Annotated in this window: 14 protein-coding genes; 7 read left to right on the top strand and 7 right to left on the bottom strand. The window is 60.5% G+C overall.

Annotated elements, in window-relative coordinates; all coding sequences use genetic code 11:
• The 4 genes from JHW44_RS01215 to cysD all read right to left on the bottom strand — a co-directional run bounded on the left by JHW44_RS01215 (position 1) and on the right by cysD (position 3,873).
• Positions 1–513 (bottom strand): ATP-binding protein, encoded by a 513-nt coding sequence (locus tag JHW44_RS01215; protein ID WP_089344870.1) that lies wholly within the window; start codon positions 511–513, stop codon positions 1–3.
• Complete coding sequence (locus JHW44_RS01210) at positions 510–842, bottom strand: STAS domain-containing protein (protein ID WP_089344869.1); 333 nt, start codon at positions 840–842, stop codon at positions 510–512. Before JHW44_RS01210 ends, JHW44_RS01215 begins: the two co-directional genes overlap by 4 nt.
• A 167-nt stretch (positions 843–1,009) precedes the next feature.
• Positions 1,010–2,938: a sulfate adenylyltransferase subunit CysN gene (gene cysN / locus JHW44_RS01205; protein ID WP_089344868.1), complete on the bottom strand. Its 1,929-nt coding sequence runs from the start codon at positions 2,936–2,938 to the stop codon at positions 1,010–1,012.
• On the bottom strand, positions 2,938–3,873 hold the full coding sequence (gene cysD, locus JHW44_RS01200; RefSeq protein WP_218822580.1) for a sulfate adenylyltransferase subunit CysD: 936 nt from the start codon (positions 3,871–3,873) through the stop codon (positions 2,938–2,940). The genes cysN and cysD overlap by 1 nt, the downstream gene beginning before the upstream one ends.
• A gap of 313 nt (positions 3,874–4,186) precedes the next feature.
• On the opposite strand from cysD, the gene JHW44_RS01195 reads away from it, so the two are divergent.
• Entirely contained in the window at positions 4,187–6,463 is a 2,277-nt protein-coding gene (locus tag JHW44_RS01195) for an NADP-dependent malic enzyme (RefSeq protein ID WP_089344865.1), read from the top strand.
• Between the two features lie 29 nt (positions 6,464–6,492).
• On the opposite strand, the gene ctlX is transcribed toward JHW44_RS01195, so the two are convergent.
• Both ctlX and JHW44_RS01185 read right to left on the bottom strand, forming a co-directional pair.
• A complete protein-coding gene (gene ctlX / locus JHW44_RS01190; RefSeq protein WP_089344864.1) occupies positions 6,493–7,413 on the bottom strand; it encodes a citrulline utilization hydrolase CtlX in 921 nt (306 codons plus the stop codon).
• A complete protein-coding gene (locus JHW44_RS01185; protein WP_089344863.1) occupies positions 7,410–8,477 on the bottom strand; it encodes an ornithine cyclodeaminase in 1,068 nt (355 codons plus the stop codon). Before JHW44_RS01185 ends, ctlX begins: the two co-directional genes overlap by 4 nt.
• A gap of 132 nt (positions 8,478–8,609) precedes the next feature.
• Between JHW44_RS01185 and JHW44_RS01180 the strand changes: the two genes are divergently transcribed.
• Complete coding sequence (locus JHW44_RS01180) at positions 8,610–9,053, top strand: Lrp/AsnC family transcriptional regulator (RefSeq protein ID WP_089344862.1); 444 nt, start codon at positions 8,610–8,612, stop codon at positions 9,051–9,053.
• A 30-nt stretch (positions 9,054–9,083) separates the two neighbouring features.
• Here JHW44_RS01180 and JHW44_RS01175 read toward each other — a convergent pair whose 3' ends face one another.
• Entirely contained in the window at positions 9,084–10,469 is a 1,386-nt protein-coding gene (locus JHW44_RS01175; RefSeq protein ID WP_089344861.1) for an FAD-binding oxidoreductase, read from the bottom strand.
• A 251-nt stretch (positions 10,470–10,720) separates the two neighbouring features.
• On the opposite strand from JHW44_RS01175, the gene JHW44_RS01170 reads away from it, so the two are divergent.
• From JHW44_RS01170 to JHW44_RS01150, 5 genes are all read left to right on the top strand, one after another.
• Positions 10,721–13,063: a cache domain-containing protein gene (locus JHW44_RS01170; RefSeq protein WP_089344860.1), complete on the top strand. Its 2,343-nt coding sequence runs from the start codon at positions 10,721–10,723 to the stop codon at positions 13,061–13,063.
• A 139-nt stretch (positions 13,064–13,202) separates the two neighbouring features.
• Positions 13,203–13,820, top strand: coding sequence for a response regulator transcription factor (locus JHW44_RS01165; RefSeq protein ID WP_336385708.1), 618 nt, complete (start codon positions 13,203–13,205; stop codon positions 13,818–13,820).
• 219 nt (positions 13,821–14,039) lie between these two features.
• Positions 14,040–15,095, top strand: a complete 1,056-nt coding sequence (locus JHW44_RS01160; protein ID WP_089344906.1) for an ABC transporter permease — start codon at positions 14,040–14,042, stop codon at positions 15,093–15,095.
• The gene (locus JHW44_RS01155) at positions 15,092–15,871 is read left to right on the top strand and encodes an ABC transporter ATP-binding protein (protein WP_089344858.1); all 780 of its coding nucleotides are present in this window, start codon (positions 15,092–15,094) and stop codon (positions 15,869–15,871) included. Before JHW44_RS01160 ends, JHW44_RS01155 begins: the two co-directional genes overlap by 4 nt.
• 4 nt (positions 15,872–15,875) lie before the next feature.
• A complete protein-coding gene (locus JHW44_RS01150) occupies positions 15,876–17,135 on the top strand; it encodes an MlaD family protein (RefSeq protein WP_089344857.1) in 1,260 nt (419 codons plus the stop codon).
• The last annotated feature ends 8 nt before the right edge of the window (positions 17,136–17,143 follow it).

Genomic DNA, 17,143 nt, shown 5'->3' with positions numbered 1-17,143 from the left:
TCAGGTCGAAGCTTCCTTTCCGCTGTCGTCAAAGGGAATGCTGAAGGCCAGGAAATTGCGCTGTTCTTCACGGTAATAGCACAGCGCCTGGGTCAGATCCTGAATCAGATACCAGCCGAAACCTCCTTCCGGAAGTTCCGCCCCATCTATCAAGGGCAGGCCACGCGGGCGCAGGCATTCATCCGGCAATGTCACGCCGTCATCGGAAATGGCACAGGACAGGCCACTGTCCTGCATGACGACGCTGAGATGGATCAGCGGCACCTGCCCCGGCGTACCGTTCTGGGATATTCTGACGGCATGTTCGGCGACATTGTTCATCACCTCGGCCAGAACCAGTTCCAGCCGGCCCATGGTGTCTTCACCGATCTCGCTGCGAAAACGACTGCGAATATCCGTCAGGGTGCGGCGCACCGTATCGGGGCGCGCCGAAAGCACCCGGTGAAACATTGGCCTGGCACGCGCGATTGCATGCCCGCTCAGCCCGGCCTTCTGCCGTCCTGCGGAAGTCATTCCCTCTGCTCCTCATTCGTGTTGGCGGTGCGAATATCGAAAACAGAATCCATCCTTGTCAGGCGGAACACCCGCTCGACATTCGGGGTCAGCCCGACGAGGATCATCGGCAACTCGGCAGGCATGGCCTTGCGCAGGGCGATCATCGCCCCCAATCCCGAACTATCCATGAAGTCGACCGCCGACATATGCATTTCGACCGGCTTGTGATGACGCAGGATAACCTCGCGCAGCTTGTCCTTGAACCTTGTCGCTATGGCAGCGTCGATCCTGTTCTCACCGATCGAGATGACCAGTGCTGGCTCGGTGTCGGTAACGTTGAACTGCATATGGAACCCTTGCCTGATCCTGACGAATCCAGACTTAGACGGGAAAGGTTACGATCCGGTAAGTGTGCCTCGGGAAATCCCGCCCGGATTCAGCGGCGCAAAAGAAATCAGCGCATGAAGCCCGGGGCCTCATGCGCTGACAAAGCTTGCTTGGCCGGATCGGCCTGTTAGCTGCGGTCGCTGCCGCTCAGAAGATACTGCACGACCTGTTCAGCCGCCTCTTCTGCCGACAGTTCCACCGTGTTCACGGTCAGTTCCGCCAATTCAGGCGCCTCATAGGGGCTGTCGATGCCGGTGAAGTTCTTCAACTCGCCAGCGCGGGCCTTCTTGTACAGACCCTTGACGTCGCGCGCTTCCGCGACCTCAAGCGGGGTATCGACATGGACCTCGATGAACTCGCCCTCGGGCATCAGGTCGCGGACCATCCGCCGCTCCGAACGGAAGGGCGAGATGAAGGCCGTCAGAACGATCAGCCCGGCATCGGTCATCAGCCGCGCAACTTCGCCCACGCGGCGGATGTTTTCCACCCGGTCGGCATCGGTAAAGCCCAGATCGCGGTTCAGCCCGTGGCGCACATTGTCCCCATCCAGAAGGAAGGTGTGCTTGCCCAGAGCATGCAGCTTCTTCTCGACGATATTGGCAATCGTCGACTTGCCCGAGCCCGAAAGGCCGGTAAACCAGACCACGGCGGGTTTCTGGTTCTTCAGCGCGGCATGCGCATCGCGGTCCACATCCACGGCCTGCCAGTGAATGTTCTGGCTGCGGCGCAGCGCAAAATGGATCATCCCGGCCGCGACCGTGGCATTGGTCATCCGGTCGATCAGGATGAACCCACCCAGATCGGGGTTCTGCTCATAGGCTTCGAAGGGAATTGCCCGGTCGGTCGAGATATTCACCACACCGATCGCATTCAGACCCAATGTCTTTGAAGCGACATGTTCGATCGTGTTGACGTTCACCTCGTATTTGGGCTCGGTCACGGTGGCGGTGACGGTCTGCGTGCCGATCTTGAGCGTATAGGGGCGCCCCGGCAGCATGGCGTCTTCGGCCATCCAGACCAGTGTGGCCTCGAACTGGTCGGCAACCTCGCAGGGCTGGTCCGACTGCACGATCACATCGCCGCGCGAACAGTCGATTTCATCCTCGAAGGTCAGGGTCACGGATTGCCCGGCGACGGCGTGATCCAGGTTGCCATCAAAGGTGACAATGGATTTGACCTTCGTTGTCTTGCCCGAGGGCAGGACGCGAATGGCATCGCCCGGCCGGATCACACCCGCACCGATCTGGCCCGCAAAGCCACGGAAGTCCAGATTCGGACGGTTGACCCATTGCACCGCCATGCGGAAGGGATGCCCCTGCATTTCGGTATCGCTGACCGGCGCCTCTTCCAGATGGCCCAGCAACGTTGGCCCCTGGTACCAGGGCATGTTCTCGCTGGGTGTGACGATATTGTCGCCCTTGAGGCCCGAAATCGGAATCGGCAGGAAGCTGTCCATGCCGATCTGTTTGGCGAAATGCGAATAATCGGACACGATCTCATAGAAGCGTTCGGCCGAATAATCGACAAGGTCCATCTTGTTGACGGCCAGCACCACATTCTTGATGCCCAGCAGGTTCACCAGATAGCTGTGCCGCCGCGTCTGCGTCAGCACGCCCTGACGGGCGTCGATCAGGATCACGGCCAGATCGGCGGTCGAGGCACCGGTCACCATGTTCCGGGTGTATTGTTCATGGCCCGGGGTGTCGGCGACGATGAACTTGCGCTTGTCGGTGGCAAAGAAGCGATAGGCGACATCAATGGTAATGCCCTGCTCACGCTCGGCCGCCAGACCGTCGACCAGCAGCGCGAAATCGATTTCCTGCCCCTGGGTGCCCAGGGATTTCGAATCGTTTTCCAGACTGGCCAGCTGATCCTCGAAGATCATCTTGCTGTCATAGAGCAGCCGCCCGATCAGCGTGGATTTGCCATCATCGACCGAACCGCAGGTGATGAAGCGCAGCATGGTCTTGTGCTGGTGCTTCAGCAGATAGGCGTCGATATCGTCGGCGATCAGCTGGTCGGTGACGTAGACGGGGTCTTTCACGTCCTGGTCCATCAGAAATACCCCTCTTGCTTTTTCTTTTCCATCGAGGCGGATTGATCATGGTCGATCGCGCGGCCCTGCCGTTCCGAAGTGGTGGTCAGCAGCATTTCCTGGATCACTTCGGGCAGGGTGCTGGCTTCGGACTCCACGGCGCCGGTCAGGGGATAGCATCCCAGGGTCCGGAAACGAACGGATTTCATCTGCGGCTCTTCGCCCTCACGCAGCGGGAAGCGATCGTCATCGACCATGATCAGCAGGCCGTCACGCTCGACCACCGGGCGCGGTTTCGAGAAATACAGCGGCACGATATCGATGCCTTCAAGGTGGATATATTGCCAGATATCCAGTTCGGTCCAGTTCGACAGCGGGAAGACCCGGATCGATTCCCCCCTGGATTTGCGGGTGTTATACAGGCGCCACAGCTCCGGGCGCTGGTTCTTCGGATCCCAGCGGTGGTTGGCCGAGCGGAACGAGAAGATACGTTCCTTGGCACGGGATTTCTCCTCGTCCCGACGCGCACCGCCAAAGGCCACGTCAAAATTGTATTTGGTCAGCGCCTGTTTCAGACCGTCGGTCTTCCACATGTCGGTATGCAGGCTGCCATGATCAAAGGGATTGATGCCCTTTTCCATGGCCTCGGGATTGTGATGAACCAGCAGCTTCATCCCGGCCTCTTCCGCGGCACGGTCGCGCAGCTCATACATGGCCTGGAACTTCCAGGTCGTATCGACATGCAGCAACGGGAACGGCGGCGGCGCCGGGTAAAATGCCTTTTTCGCAAGATGCAGCATGCATGCCGAATCCTTGCCGACAGAGTACAGCATCACGGGATTGTCGGCATTTGCCACAACCTCCCGCATGATATGGATGCTCTCTGCTTCCAGGCGCTGCAGATGGGTCAGCGTTTCTTGGCTGATGCTGGGATCAGTATCGGTTTGAGATGACATGGCCATGGGTTCTTATGTTTATGCAGCCTTCGATTTGGCAGATTTGCGCAACAAGTCCAAGCGCGGGACGTATATTTTCCGGAAATTGTGCAGATGCCCCACAGTCCCGCGAAACCCCGGAACAGGCCGAAAAGGTGGCCCAGGTCTGTCAATCGCATGAAATCTCGGGAAACTTTCTTGCCATGCCGGTAATGTGACGGATTTCAGACAGGTCGGCGCTGCCTGCGGCTTGCAGAACTCTGCCCAAGTCTTCGACATTGAGGCAATGCCGAAACCACGTTAATCAGGGCGCAAGGCTCCCCCGGAGGAAAATATGGCAGACAAAACCCATCGCGCCCGCATCACACCCGAAGAGGCGCTGGCCTATCACATGGACCCGCATCCCGGAAAATACGACATCGTGGCCTCGACCCCGATGACGACGCAGCGCGATCTGTCGCTGGCCTACAGCCCGGGCGTCGCCGTGCCGGTTCAGGCGATCGCCGACCAGCCGGAAACAGCTTATGACTATACGACCAAGGGCAATATGGTCGCGGTGATCTCGAATGGCACCGCCATCCTTGGCATGGGCAATCTGGGCGCTTTGGCCAGCAAACCGGTGATGGAAGGCAAGGCCGTTCTGTTCAAGCGCTTTGCCGATGTGAACGCCATCGACATCGAACTGGACACCGAAGATGCCGAGGAAATCATCAATGCCGTGCGGCTGATGGGACCGACCTTCGGGGGTATCAATCTGGAAGACATCAAGGCGCCCGAATGTTTCATCATCGAGCAGCGCCTGAAAGAGTTGATGGATATTCCAGTCTTTCACGATGACCAGCACGGGACCGCGGTGATCTGCGCGGCCGGCCTGCTCAATGCGCTGGAACTGTCGGGCAAGAAGATCGAGGATGTCCGCATTGTGCTGAACGGTGCCGGGGCGGCCGGAATCGCCTGCCTTGAACTGTTGAAATCCATGGGCGCGCGGCATGAAAACTGCATCATGTGCGACACCAAGGGCGTGATCTATCAGGGCCGCACCGAAGGCATGAACCAGTGGAAATCGGCCCATGCCGCCGTCACCGATGCCCGCAGTCTTGAAGAGGCTATGAAGGGTGCCGATGTCTTTCTGGGCGTCAGTGCCAAGGGCGCGGTCACCCAGGAGATGGTGCAATCCATGGCCGAGAACCCGGTGATCTTCGCCATGGCCAATCCCGACCCGGAGATCACCCCCGAGGACGCCCATGCGGTGCGCCCCGATGCCATCGTCGCGACGGGCCGCAGCGACTATCCCAATCAGGTCAACAATGTTCTGGGCTTTCCCTATCTGTTCCGTGGTGCGCTGGACATCCATGCCCGCGCCATCAACGACGACATGAAGATCGCCTGCGCCCGTGCCCTGGCCGAACTTGCCCGCGAGGATGTGCCCGACGAGGTCGCGGTGGCCTATGGTCGCAAGCTGCAATTCGGACGCGACTATATCATCCCGACACCCTTTGACCCGCGACTTATCCATGTCGTGCCGCCCGCCGTGGCTCAGGCCGGGATGGATACCGGCGTCGCGCGCCGCCCGATCATCGACATGGAGGGCTATGTCCAGACGCTGCGCGCCCGCATGGATCCGACGGCCACCATCCTGCAGGGCATCCATGCCCGCGCCCGCCAGAAACAGGCCCGCATGATCTTTGCCGAGGGCGACGACCCGCGGGTCCTGCGCGCCGCCGTGGCGTGGCAGCGCCGTGGCATGGGGCAGGCCTTGGTGGTCGGACGCGAAAGCGACGTCAAGGACAAGCTGGCCGCCGAAGGGCTGGCCGATGCCGCACGCGAAATCACCGTGGTCAATGCCGGCAATTCGCGCCATCTCGATGCCTATCACGAGTTTCTCTATGCCCGCCTTCAGCGCAAGGGCGTTGATCGTGAAGACGCACAGAAGATGGCCAATCGCGACCGCCATATCTTTGGCGCGCTGATGCTGGCCCATGGTCATGGCGACGGGCTGGTGACCGGAGCCACCCGCAAGAACGCGCCGGTTCTGGCCCAGATCGGCCATGTTTTCGACCTGCGCCCGCAGGACGGTGCCGTCGGCATCACCGGGGTGTTGCATAATGGCCGGATCGTTCTGATCGGGGACACCTTGGTGCATGAATGGCCCGAGGCCGAGGATCTGGCCGATATTGCAACGCGCGGCGCGGCCGTTGCCCGTGGGCTGGGGCTGGAGCCACGGGTGGCCTTCCTGTCATTTTCGAATTTCGGCTATCCGGTCAGCGAACGGGCGATCAAGATGGCCGAGGCCCCGAAGGTGCTGGACCAGCGCGGAGTCGATTTCGAATACGAGGGAGAAATGACCGTGGACGTCGCGCTGAACCCGGAATCGGCGGCGCGCTATCCCTTCAGCCGCCTGACCGGACCGGCCAATGTGCTGGTTGTGCCGGCCCGGCATTCGGCTTCGATCTCGGTCAAGCTGCTGCAGGAAATGGCGGGTGCGACCGTCATCGGCCCGATCCTGACCGGTGCGCCCCACCCCATCCAGATCTGTTCCACGACCTCGACGGTCAATGACATTCTGAACATGGCCGCCATTTCCGCCGGCGGGCTGGGCATGATCAAGTAGCCCGGCCTGAATGGCTTGCTCTCTGCCCGTCAGCGGGCAGAGAGATGGATCCCGGCAATCGTGCAACGCACCGAACCGCCCGCCATTTCGATGGTGGGAATATTCAGCGGCACCAAGGTGGTGCTCTGCTGGATGGTGGCAATCTGATCGGGCTGCAATGCGTCGAAAGCGGTTTGCGACAGTGCCAGAATACGCCCTGTGGCCCCCTGCAATTCAATCGCATTCCCGGCAAAACGGGCGATCTGCTCCTCGCTCAGCGAGATGATCTCGCGGCCCGATTGCCGCAAACGGGACAGGATCTCACCGCGCCGCGCGGCATCGGTGATCATGCCATCTCCGATCATGGCGAAATCGGTGCCGATGCACATCATCACATTGGTATGATAGACCGGCGCACCCGCGCTGTCGGCGGCCGGAAAGACCATCGGCTCGAAATTGAAATGCGTGCAAAAGCGTTCCAGCGCGACGGGATTTGTCCGGTCCGACTGCGCGGCATAGGCCACGCGGCCTATGTGATCCAGGACCATCGCGCCGGTGCCTTCCAGATACAGCCCGTCCGCCTCCAGCCCGGAATAGTCGATCACATCCTGCACCCGATAGCGGGTTTTCAGCATCTCGATCACATCCGGGCGACGTTCCAGCCGCCGGTTGGGTGCCTTCATCGGAAAGATGGCGACATGGCCGCCGGCATGGGTCGAAAACCAGTTGTTGGGAAAGACGCAGTCCGGCGTATCGGGGTCGGTCCCCTCGAAGACATGAACGGTGACGCCCGCCTGCTGAAGCTGCCGCACGGCCTCACTGTGTTCGCGATAGGCACGTCCGGCCAGATCGCCACCGGCAGCCTGACGCGCCTGAAAGCTGTTGTCTGCGGCCGTCTGCGTGTTCACCGTGAAATGATGCGGCCGCACCATGACGACCGCCGCCGGAGCCTGAACCGATGGCCGGCTCATGCCGCGCCCTCTGACAGGGTGGCGCGCTGAAGCATGCCGAACAGGTCGCGCGGATCATCAGGGTCGGCGACAAGATCAAGCTGCTGGCACAGACCGGTTGCCGCCAGCTTGTCGCGCACGAAACGCAGCGCCGAGAAATCCTCGGTCGCAAAGCCGACTCCGTCGAACAGGGTGATCTGGCGGGCATCGCGACGCCCCTGGGCTGCACCTGTGATCACCTGCCACATCTCGGTGACGGGGAAATCCTCGGGCATCTGCTGGATTTCACCCTCGACCCGGGTCTGGGGCGGATATTCGACAAAGACAGTCGCGCGTTTCAGAATATCGCTGTGCAGCTCGGTCTTGCCGGGGCAATCGCCACCGATGGCGTTGATATGGACACCTGCGCCGACCATGTTGTCGGTCAGGATCGTTGCGTATTGCTTGTCCGCGGTGCAGGTGGTGATGATCTGCGCCCCCTCGATTGCCTCTTGCGGGCTGGAACAGGCGGTCAGGTCAAATCCCAGTCCCGACAGATTCCCGATCAGCTTGTCGGTGGCCTTGCGATCGATATCGTACAGCCGCAAACGCGACACGCCGCACAGAGCCCGCATCGCCAACGCCTGGAACTCGGATTGTGCGCCATTGCCGATCATCGCCATCGTATCGGCAGCTTCCGGAGCCAGGTAGCGCGCCACAAGCGCCGAAGTCGCCGCCGTGCGCAGCGCCGTCAGCAGGGTCATTTCCGACAACAGCACCGGATAGCCGGTATCCACATCCGCCAGCAAACCGAAGGCCGTCACGGTTTGCAGGCCGGATTTCGTGTTCTTGGGGTGGCCGTTCACATATTTGAAACCATAAACCTCGCCATCCGAGGTCGGCATCAGCTCGATCACGCCCTCTGCCGAATGCGATGCAATGCGCGGAGTCTTGTCAAAGGATTCCCAGCGGCGGAAATCATCCTCGATATAGCCTGCAATGCCTTTCAGCATCTCTTCAATGCCGATGCGATGGATCAGCCGCATCATGTTTTCAACGCTGACGAATGGCACAAAAGCCAGTTCCGAAGGGGCAACAGCAGCCATGACGAACCTCATTCATTTCCGTTGCATGGAAATATGAACACCGCAAATTGCATAAGAAATACCAATTTTGCTGGATATTTCTTCAAGAATTATGCAATTTATACAGGTTGATCATACAAATTGACTGAACACATGACGAATGAACCCGGCAAGCATGTCTTTGACGATCACGACCGGATGCTGATCAGCCTGCTGCGCAAGGACGGGCGCGCTCCGGTGTCAAAACTGGCGCAGATCATGGGAGTTTCGCGGGGCACCGTGCAGACCCGGCTGGACCGCCTGCTGGCCTCGGGGGCCTTGCTGGGCTTCACCGCAAGGGTGCGCGAAGATTACGACAGCAGCCGCATCCGCGCGATCATGATGATCGAGGTGGTCGGGCGCAACACATCCCATGTCATCCGCAAACTGCGCGGCCTGCCCGAACTGGCAATGATGCATACCACCAGCGGGAAATGGGATCTGATCGCGGAAATCATCGTCGACGATCTGGCCCAGTTCGACCGCGTGCTGCGCGATGTGCGCATGGTGGATGGGGTGCTGAACAGCGAGACCAGCATCCTGCTGTCCAGCATCTGACCCCTTCGCGCTGCGGAAGGGGCCAAAGGCTCAGTTCCGCGCGGGCAATGTCTTGCCGGGATTGAGGATGCCCAGGGGATCGAATGCCTGTTTGACCGCCCGCATCATCTCCAGCGCGACCGGATCCTTGAAGCGGGCCATGGGTGCCAGCTTGGACAGACCCACCCCATGCTCAGCCGAGAAGGTGCCGCCCATCTCTATCGCCAATTGGTCTATCTGTGCCCGCAGCGCGGATTTCAGCTGGCGATCGTCACGGCTGGGAAAACAGGTGTAGTGGATGTTCCCATCCCCCAGATGCGCGACCGACAGTCCGCTGCAATCGGGATCAATGGCACGCAGCAATGGCTCGATATCACGCAGGTAATCGGCCACGCGATTCAGCGGCACGGCGATATCGGTGTCGATGAAGGGCTTGCGGTGAAAGGCGATCTCGGCCGCCGCCTCACGCCTTGCCCACATCTCGCGGCGCTGTGCCTCGTTCTGGGCAATTACGGCGTCCGTGACCTCTTCGCGTTCCATCCAGTCCGACAACACCTGCTCCATGACGTCGCTCAGCCCGCTGTCGCGGGTGGCCGCCATCTCGACCAGCAGATTGACGGGATGGGGTGCGTCAAAGGGTTCGCGCGCATCGGGAATCACCGCCAGATGCCCCTCGATAAAGCTGCGCGGCATGAACTCAAAGGCGACCACCGCCCCGCCCGAGGCATCCTGCAGCGCGTTGAGCAGGTCGGGCGCCCTGTCAAGTGACGACATGGCCACCATTGCCGTGGCCTGCTGCACCGGTCGCGGGTGCAGCTTCATCACCGCCGCCGTGATGATGCCCAGTTGCCCTTCGGCGCCGATCATCAGGTTGCGCAGATCCAGACCCGAGTTATTCTTGTGCAGGGCCGTCATCAGATCCAGCACGCGTCCATCAGCCAGCACGACCTCCAGCCCCAGACACAAATCGCGTGTATTGCCATAGCGCAGCACATTCGCCCCGCCGGCATTGGTGGACAGCACCCCGCCGATCATCGCCGAACCGGCCGCGCCGAAGGACAGCGGGAAGGTCAGCCCATGCTCTTCTGCCGCAGCATCCAGCGCGGCGACCACCACCCCGGCCTCGACCGTGGCGATCCGCGCATCGGGACGAATGTCGCGAATGCGGTTCATCCGCTCCACCGACAGCATCACCGCGCCATCCGCCAGCCCCCCGCCCACAAGGCCGGTATTTCCTGACACGGGCACGACCGGCAAACGATGTTGCGAGGCCAGGCGCAGAATGGCGGAAACCTCGTCACGGCTGGCGGGACGGACCACCGCAAGTGGCTGGGCCTGATAGCCCCCCGTCCAGTCGCTGGCCCATCTGGCGCAATCAGCTCCGGTCAGGACATGGGACGGTCCGACGATTTCGCTGAGGGATTGGACAATGGACATGGCGGACTCCGGTTTCAGCCCGGCGCATCGGCACACGGACCGCGACAATGATATTGTGTTCGGGAACCGCAGGAACGGGCCCGTCGGTTCGGGCGGCACCATGGGGCGAATCTGTCGCATTCGCAATCCGTTCCCGCTGTGGCTGGCTTGTCGCAAATCTGAATGAGCAGCCAGGTATCCGGTCACGAATGGCTTGCCTCGTGGTCAGGTTTCACGCCATCTTGCAGCGACCTGTCTCGGATAATGGTGACATGAGATTTTCGCTTTCTGCCCTCCTGGCTATCGGTCTTGCCGGACTTCAGCTTCTGGCGGTGCTGGCAGTCGTGTTCTCATCCTATGTCACCTCGGAACGCGTGCTGCTTGACCATGCGCGCAGCCTTCTCAGCGATGTCGGCACGAATACGGCCGAACATTCAAAGGGCTTTCTGGACCCCGCTCGCGGGGCCGCCGAACTTGCAGCACGCCTGGCCCAGCACAAGGTCGTCGCCAGCGATGATCCCAACCAGCTGGAATTGTTCCTGTTCCAGCAGTTGCAGATCACCCCGCAATTCTCGGGGCTGTATTTCGGCGGCGAGGACGGAAGCTTCGTCTATGTCATGCGCAGCGACGGTCCCGGACCCTATCGATCGAAGCTGATCACCTTTCCCAATGGCCAGCGCAGGGTCGAATTCGTCTGGCGCAACGAGGATTTCAGCCGCGTTCGCGATGAACTGGACCCGACAGACACATTCGATCCGCGCAGCAGGCCATGGTATGACCGTGCCAAGAAGAGCCTGACGACCATCTGGACCGATCCCTATATCTTCTTTTCGTCCCAGCAGCCCGGCATCACGCTGGCCGCGCCGGTTCTGGAAGGCAGTTCGAACATCAAGGGCGTCGTCGGCGTAGATATCGAGATCAGCAATATTTCGGAGTTCCTGGCACGTCTCAAGATCGGCAAGAGCGGAAAGGCGCTGATCATCAACCGCAATGGCGACGTCATCGCCCATCCGGACCAGTCGCTGATCAAGATCCGTGACAACCAAGGCACATTGCGCTTTGTCAGCATCGATGAATTCGGCGATCCCATTGCCCGTGCGGCCTTTTCCGAACCAGACAAGAGCATCGGTTTTCCCGTGAAGGAAGAGCTCTTTTCCGAGTTCACCATCGGCCATCGTGACTATATCGCCGATGTTATGCCGGTCATCAGCGAACAGCTGCCCTGGACCATCGCCGTCTATGCCCAGCAGGACGATTTCATTGGCGAGATCAAGCGCAACAGGGCCAAGAACGTCTGGATCGCTGTCATGGTCGCCGCCATCACCGGTGTCGCCGGCCTGATCCTGGCAAATTACATCTATCAGCCCGTGCGCGCCTTCGCGGTCAGGTCAGCCCTCATCTCTCAGGGCGAAGCCGATCCGTCCGAACCGCTGCCCCGCACCTACAAGGAATTGTCGCAGGCCAATGAATCACTGGTTCAGCAGATCGTCGCGCGCAAGAAGGCCGAACGCGAATATGGCCAGACCTTCAACCTGTCCTCGCGTGCGATGGCGCAGATTTCCTCGCGCACGGGACGGTTCATCCGGGTGAATGCGAAGCTGTGCCAGGTTACCGGCTACAGCAGCGAAGAACTGTTGTCGATGCGCTATACCGATCTGATCGCGCCGCAGGACAAGGGCAAGCTGACCCCGCTTTCGGAACTGTCCGACGATACCTTTGCCATCAACAATGACATGCGAATCCTGCGCAAGGACGGTGCGCTGATCAATCTTTCGGTCAATGCCATCCTCATTCGCGATCAGGCCGGAAACCCGCTGCATGCCGTCGTGACGATGGATGACATCACCATGGTGAAGGCGCGCGAGCAGGAGATCGTCCGCCTGAACCGCGATCTGTCCCATCTGGCGCGCGGCAATACCATGGGCGAGATGGCGGCAGGGCTGGCCCATGAATTGAACCAGCCATTGGCGTCGATTGCCCAGAATGCCGATACCGGTCTGCTGGTCGTCGGAAATGCCGGCAACAGCGCCCCCGAACTGCGCGAGATACTAGAAGAGATCGAACAGCAATCCCTGCGCGCCGGTGAGATCATTCGCGCGCTGCGCGGCTTTATCAGCAAGGACGAAATCCACATATCCGAATTCGATCTGGCCGAATTGCTGGAACAGTCAAGGCTTCTGGTGCATGCCGAAGCCATCGAAGCCAATGTCCGGATCCGGTCCGAACTGCCCGGGGACCTGCCGATGGTGCGCGCCAACCGCATCCAGATCGCACAGGTTCTGGTGAATCTGCTGAGGAATGCAATCGAGGCAATTGCCGAGGCGAATTCCCCGATCCGCGAAATCACCATCCGCGGAACCGCGCGCAACGGCATGATCGAGGTCCGGATCGAGGATACCGGCCCCGGAATCAGCCCCGAGATCAACCTGTTCACGAAATTCGAAACCACCAAGAAAACCGGCATGGGGCTGGGCCTGTCCATCTGCCGTTCGATGATCGATGCCAATGACGGCAAGATGTGGCTGGACGAAACATATACTCAGGGTGCACGTTTTTGCTTCACGGTTCCCGCTGCGGGCGGGGACGGCAGCAAGATTGCGCCCAAAGCCGTTTGACAAGCTATTCCCAGCCATTTTCGCTATATGATGTATTCGTTATATGACATATTCATAACTGCACGACATGCAGTATCAGCCCTTCCTGATGCCGCAACATGGATAGTCTGTCATGTCCGGAACTGAAAAAAATCTTACCGTGTTTGTCGTTGACGACGATCCTGCCGTCAGAACCTCGCTGGCGCGTGCTCTGGTGATGCGTGGCTTCACGACCGAAACCTTCCAGAATGCCCAGGACTTTCTGGAAACCTACGAGGAAAACCCAGCGAATGGCTGCCTGATACTGGATTACGGCATGCCCGGAATGTCGGGACTGGAACTGCAGGAACATCTGAACAGAACCGGGAAATCCCTGCCCACGATCTTTATCACCGGCCATGGGGGCATTCCCGAATCCGTGCAGGCGATGAAGGCCGGGGCGCTGGACTTCCTGGAAAAACCCTTCAAGCAGTCGGATCTGATCGAACGCATCCATATGGCGCTGCATCTGGCCGAAGAGAGCCGTTCCAACGCACAGGTCCAGATCGAGCTGAGATCCCGCTTTGAACGCCTGACCCCCCGCGAAACAGAGATCGTCGATCACATCCTTGCCAATCCGCGCGAGATCTCCAGCAAGGAAATCGGCCGTCACCTGGACATAAGCCCCCGGACGGTGGATCACCACCGGGCCCGCATTCTTGAAAAGCTGGATGTCGCCTCGGTGGTGGAACTGATCGATCTGGCGCGGCGCGCGGATTACTACGGCCGGGCCGACTGACGTCGAACCCAACATCCGGGGCATGGTCTGTCCGGCAGCCCCCCGCGGACGGCGGGCGATGACGCCAGAGTTGCTCGTGGCCGTCACGCCTCAATCAAGGGTCGAAATCCGGTCGCGACGGCCTGTACGTTTGACATGCACATGCAGAGCGGCAATCTGAGGTTGCGCAATGAAGGACTGTTCGCCGTGAAACTGCCCGACCCCAGTCAGGCCCGCCTGATGATCACAGATCGCGACGGAGATCTGTCGTTCAGCGGTGCACTTGTGGTCTGGACCCTTCCCCAAACCCCGCAACAGACTGCAACTCGGATCGACCTGTCGGCCGTGGAACAGCTTGATACGGCCGGCGCCCATTACCTCGCCGTTCAGCGAAATGCCGGGGCCAGACTTGTCGGCCTGTCACAATCGCAGGCGCAGCTGCTGGAAACGGTATCCGATGCGATCCCCACGCCCGATGCCCTGCCCATACCACTGATCTGGTGGCGCCAGATCCTGCAGCAGACCGGAATACAGGTCGTCGCGGGGCTGTCGATCTTTCGGCAATTGACCGAATATCTGGGCCGGTTTCTTGCCGCATTCCTGCGTGGCATCCGCCATCCGTCACAATTCCGCCTGACCTCTCTGGTCCATCATTGCCAGGAAACGGGGCTGCGCGCGGTTCCCATCGTTGCCGTCATGTCATTCCTGATCGGCGTGGTTCTGGCATTTCAGGGCGCTGCGCAGTTGCGCCAGTTCGGGGCCGAAGTCTTTGTCGTCGATCTGATCGCCATCTCGGTTCTGCGCGAACTGGGCATCCTGCTGACTGCCATCGTCGTGGCAGGGCGAACCACATCGGCGCTGACGGCCTCGATTGGTTCGATGAAGATGCGCGAGGAAATCGACGCCATGCGCACGCTGGGGATGGACCCCGACATGGTGCTGATCCTGCCACGGGTTCTGGCACTGGTGCTGATGCTGCCAATCCTTGGGCTGGTTGCGGATCTGTCGGGATTGCTGGGCGGCGCGATCATGTCATGGATCGAACTGAAGGTATCGCCCTCTATGTTCCTGACGCGGCTGTCCGACATCAGCGTGGATCATGTCATCGTCGGTCTGGTCAAGGCCCCGGTCTTTGCGCTGATCATCGGCGTGATCGGCTGTCACGCGGGCATGATGGTCGGCAAGGACGCCGAATCCCTTGGCAGCCAGACATCAGCCTCGGTCGTGGCTGCAATCTTTGCCATCATCATCGCGGATGCTGCCTTTTCCGTCCTCTTCTCGGTGATCGGCATATGAGCGTCGAGAACGTCATCAAGGTCCGTGGCCTGCGCACCCAGTTCGGTGATCATGTCGTCCACAAGGATCTGGATCTGGAGCTTCGCCGCGGAGAGATTCTTGGCGTCGTCGGAGGCTCTGGCACGGGAAAATCGGTCCTGCTGCGCAGCATCGTCGGATTGATCAAACCGGCTTCGGGGGAAATCTCGGTCTTTGGTCGCGATGTGACCGCGTTGTCGGGCGCGGAACGCGAAGCGATCGAACGGCGCTGGGGCGTGATGTTCCAGGATGGCGCGCTGTTTTCATCGCTGACCGTGCAGGAAAATGTCGAGGTGCCACTGCGCGCCGTCCCCGGTCTGTCGGACGAACAGCGCGTCAGCCTTGCGCAGTTGAAGGTGTCCATGGCCGGGCTGCCCTACAAGGCCAATGCCGATTACCCGTCGGATCTGTCGGGCGGCATGCGCAAACGTGCCGGTCTGGCCCGCGCATTGGCGCTTGACCCCGAAATCGTCTTTCTCGACGAGCCAACCGCCGGGCTTGACCCGATCGGCGCGGATGCCTTTGACAGGCTGATCGTCGGGCTGCGCGACGCACTGAACCTGTCGGTCTTTCTGGTCACCCATGATCTTGATACCCTGCATGCCTGTTGCGACCGGATCGCGGTGCTTGCGGAAAAGAGGGTGCTGACCACGGGAACGATGGCAGAGATGCTGAAGGTGGATCATCCTTGGGTCCGCGAATATTTCCACGGTCCGCGCGCACGCGCCGCGCAGCCGGCCGACCAGATCGAAGGATAACAGGATGGAAACCAAGGCGAATTACGTCCTGATCGGCGCATTTGCGATAGCCGGGTTTCTGGGGATCATCGGTTTCCTGCTGTGGTTCGCCAAGCTCGAACTGGATCAGCAATTCGCCTATTACGACGTGTATTTCAACGAGGTTTCGGGCCTGGGCGTCTCTTCCGATGTGCGCTTTGCGGGGCTGAAGGTCGGATCGGTCGTCGATATCGACCTGGCCCCCCAGCAGAATGCCCCCGTGCGGGTGCGCCTTGAGGTGGACGAGGATACGCCGGTGCGCGTGACCTCGCGCGCTTCGGTGGAATCTCAGGGCGTGACCGGCGTATCCAATATCTCGATCACTGCCGGGACGCAAAGCTCTCCGCTTCTCAGGGATTCAACCGATGAAGATGTGCCGGTGATCCCTTCCAGCAAATCGGCCCTGCAGAAACTGACGCAGGAAGGCCCCGAGATCATCGACAAGCTGGGCACCGTTGCGGACCGGCTGACGCTGTTGCTCAGCGATGAGAATGTGCAGCGCGTCTCAAATATTCTGGACAATGTCGAACATTCCAGCGCCAATCTGGATCAGGCGATTTCCGATGTGTCATCGGCCACCGGCGCCATCGGTCAGGCCGCAGACGGGATCGCGGCCTTCGGCGGCAAGCTGGACACGCTCAGCGCGACCGCCGAAACCGCGCTGCAGAATTTCTCGGATGCCGCCAAACAGGCCGATGGCACGCTGTCCGCCGCAACCGGCACACTGGATGAAGTCCGCGGCTATGTAGCTGGAGATCTGAAGGATCTGACGCAGACGCTGAACGAAACGGCCGGTGAACTGCGCGGCGATTTCGCGCGGCTGTCCACGCGGGCCGAGGACAGCCTGACCAAGCTGGACCTGGCGCTGACATCGGGAAATGATGCCTTCAAGGCCGCGACCGAGATGTTCGGCACCGACCTGGGACCGGTCATCTCTGATCTGCGCAACACCCTCGGAAAGGTGAACACCGCCCTTGGCAGCGTCTCGGACAACCTGCCCGAGATCATGGAGCAGCTGCGCAGCGCCGCCACATCGGCCGCAGATGCCTTCAGCTCGCTTCGTGGCGTTCTGGACAGCGCCCGCAGCCCCGTGCAAAGATTCACCGCCGAAGCCCTGCCACAATTTTCGCGCCTGTCTGTTGAACTGCGCGGTCTGGTTGCCGATACGGATGCGTTGATCAACTTGTTGAAACGCAATCCGGCCCAGCTGCTGACCGGCCCGCGCACCCCTGAGTTCCGTCGTTGAGGTTCCCG

Source organism: Paracoccus seriniphilus (genome assembly GCF_028553745.1).
Taxonomy (GTDB): Bacteria; Pseudomonadota; Alphaproteobacteria; order Rhodobacterales; family Rhodobacteraceae; genus Paracoccus; species Paracoccus seriniphilus.
The sequence above is the reverse complement of the archived record's forward strand: the minus strand, read 5'-3'. Positions and strand labels throughout refer to the sequence as shown.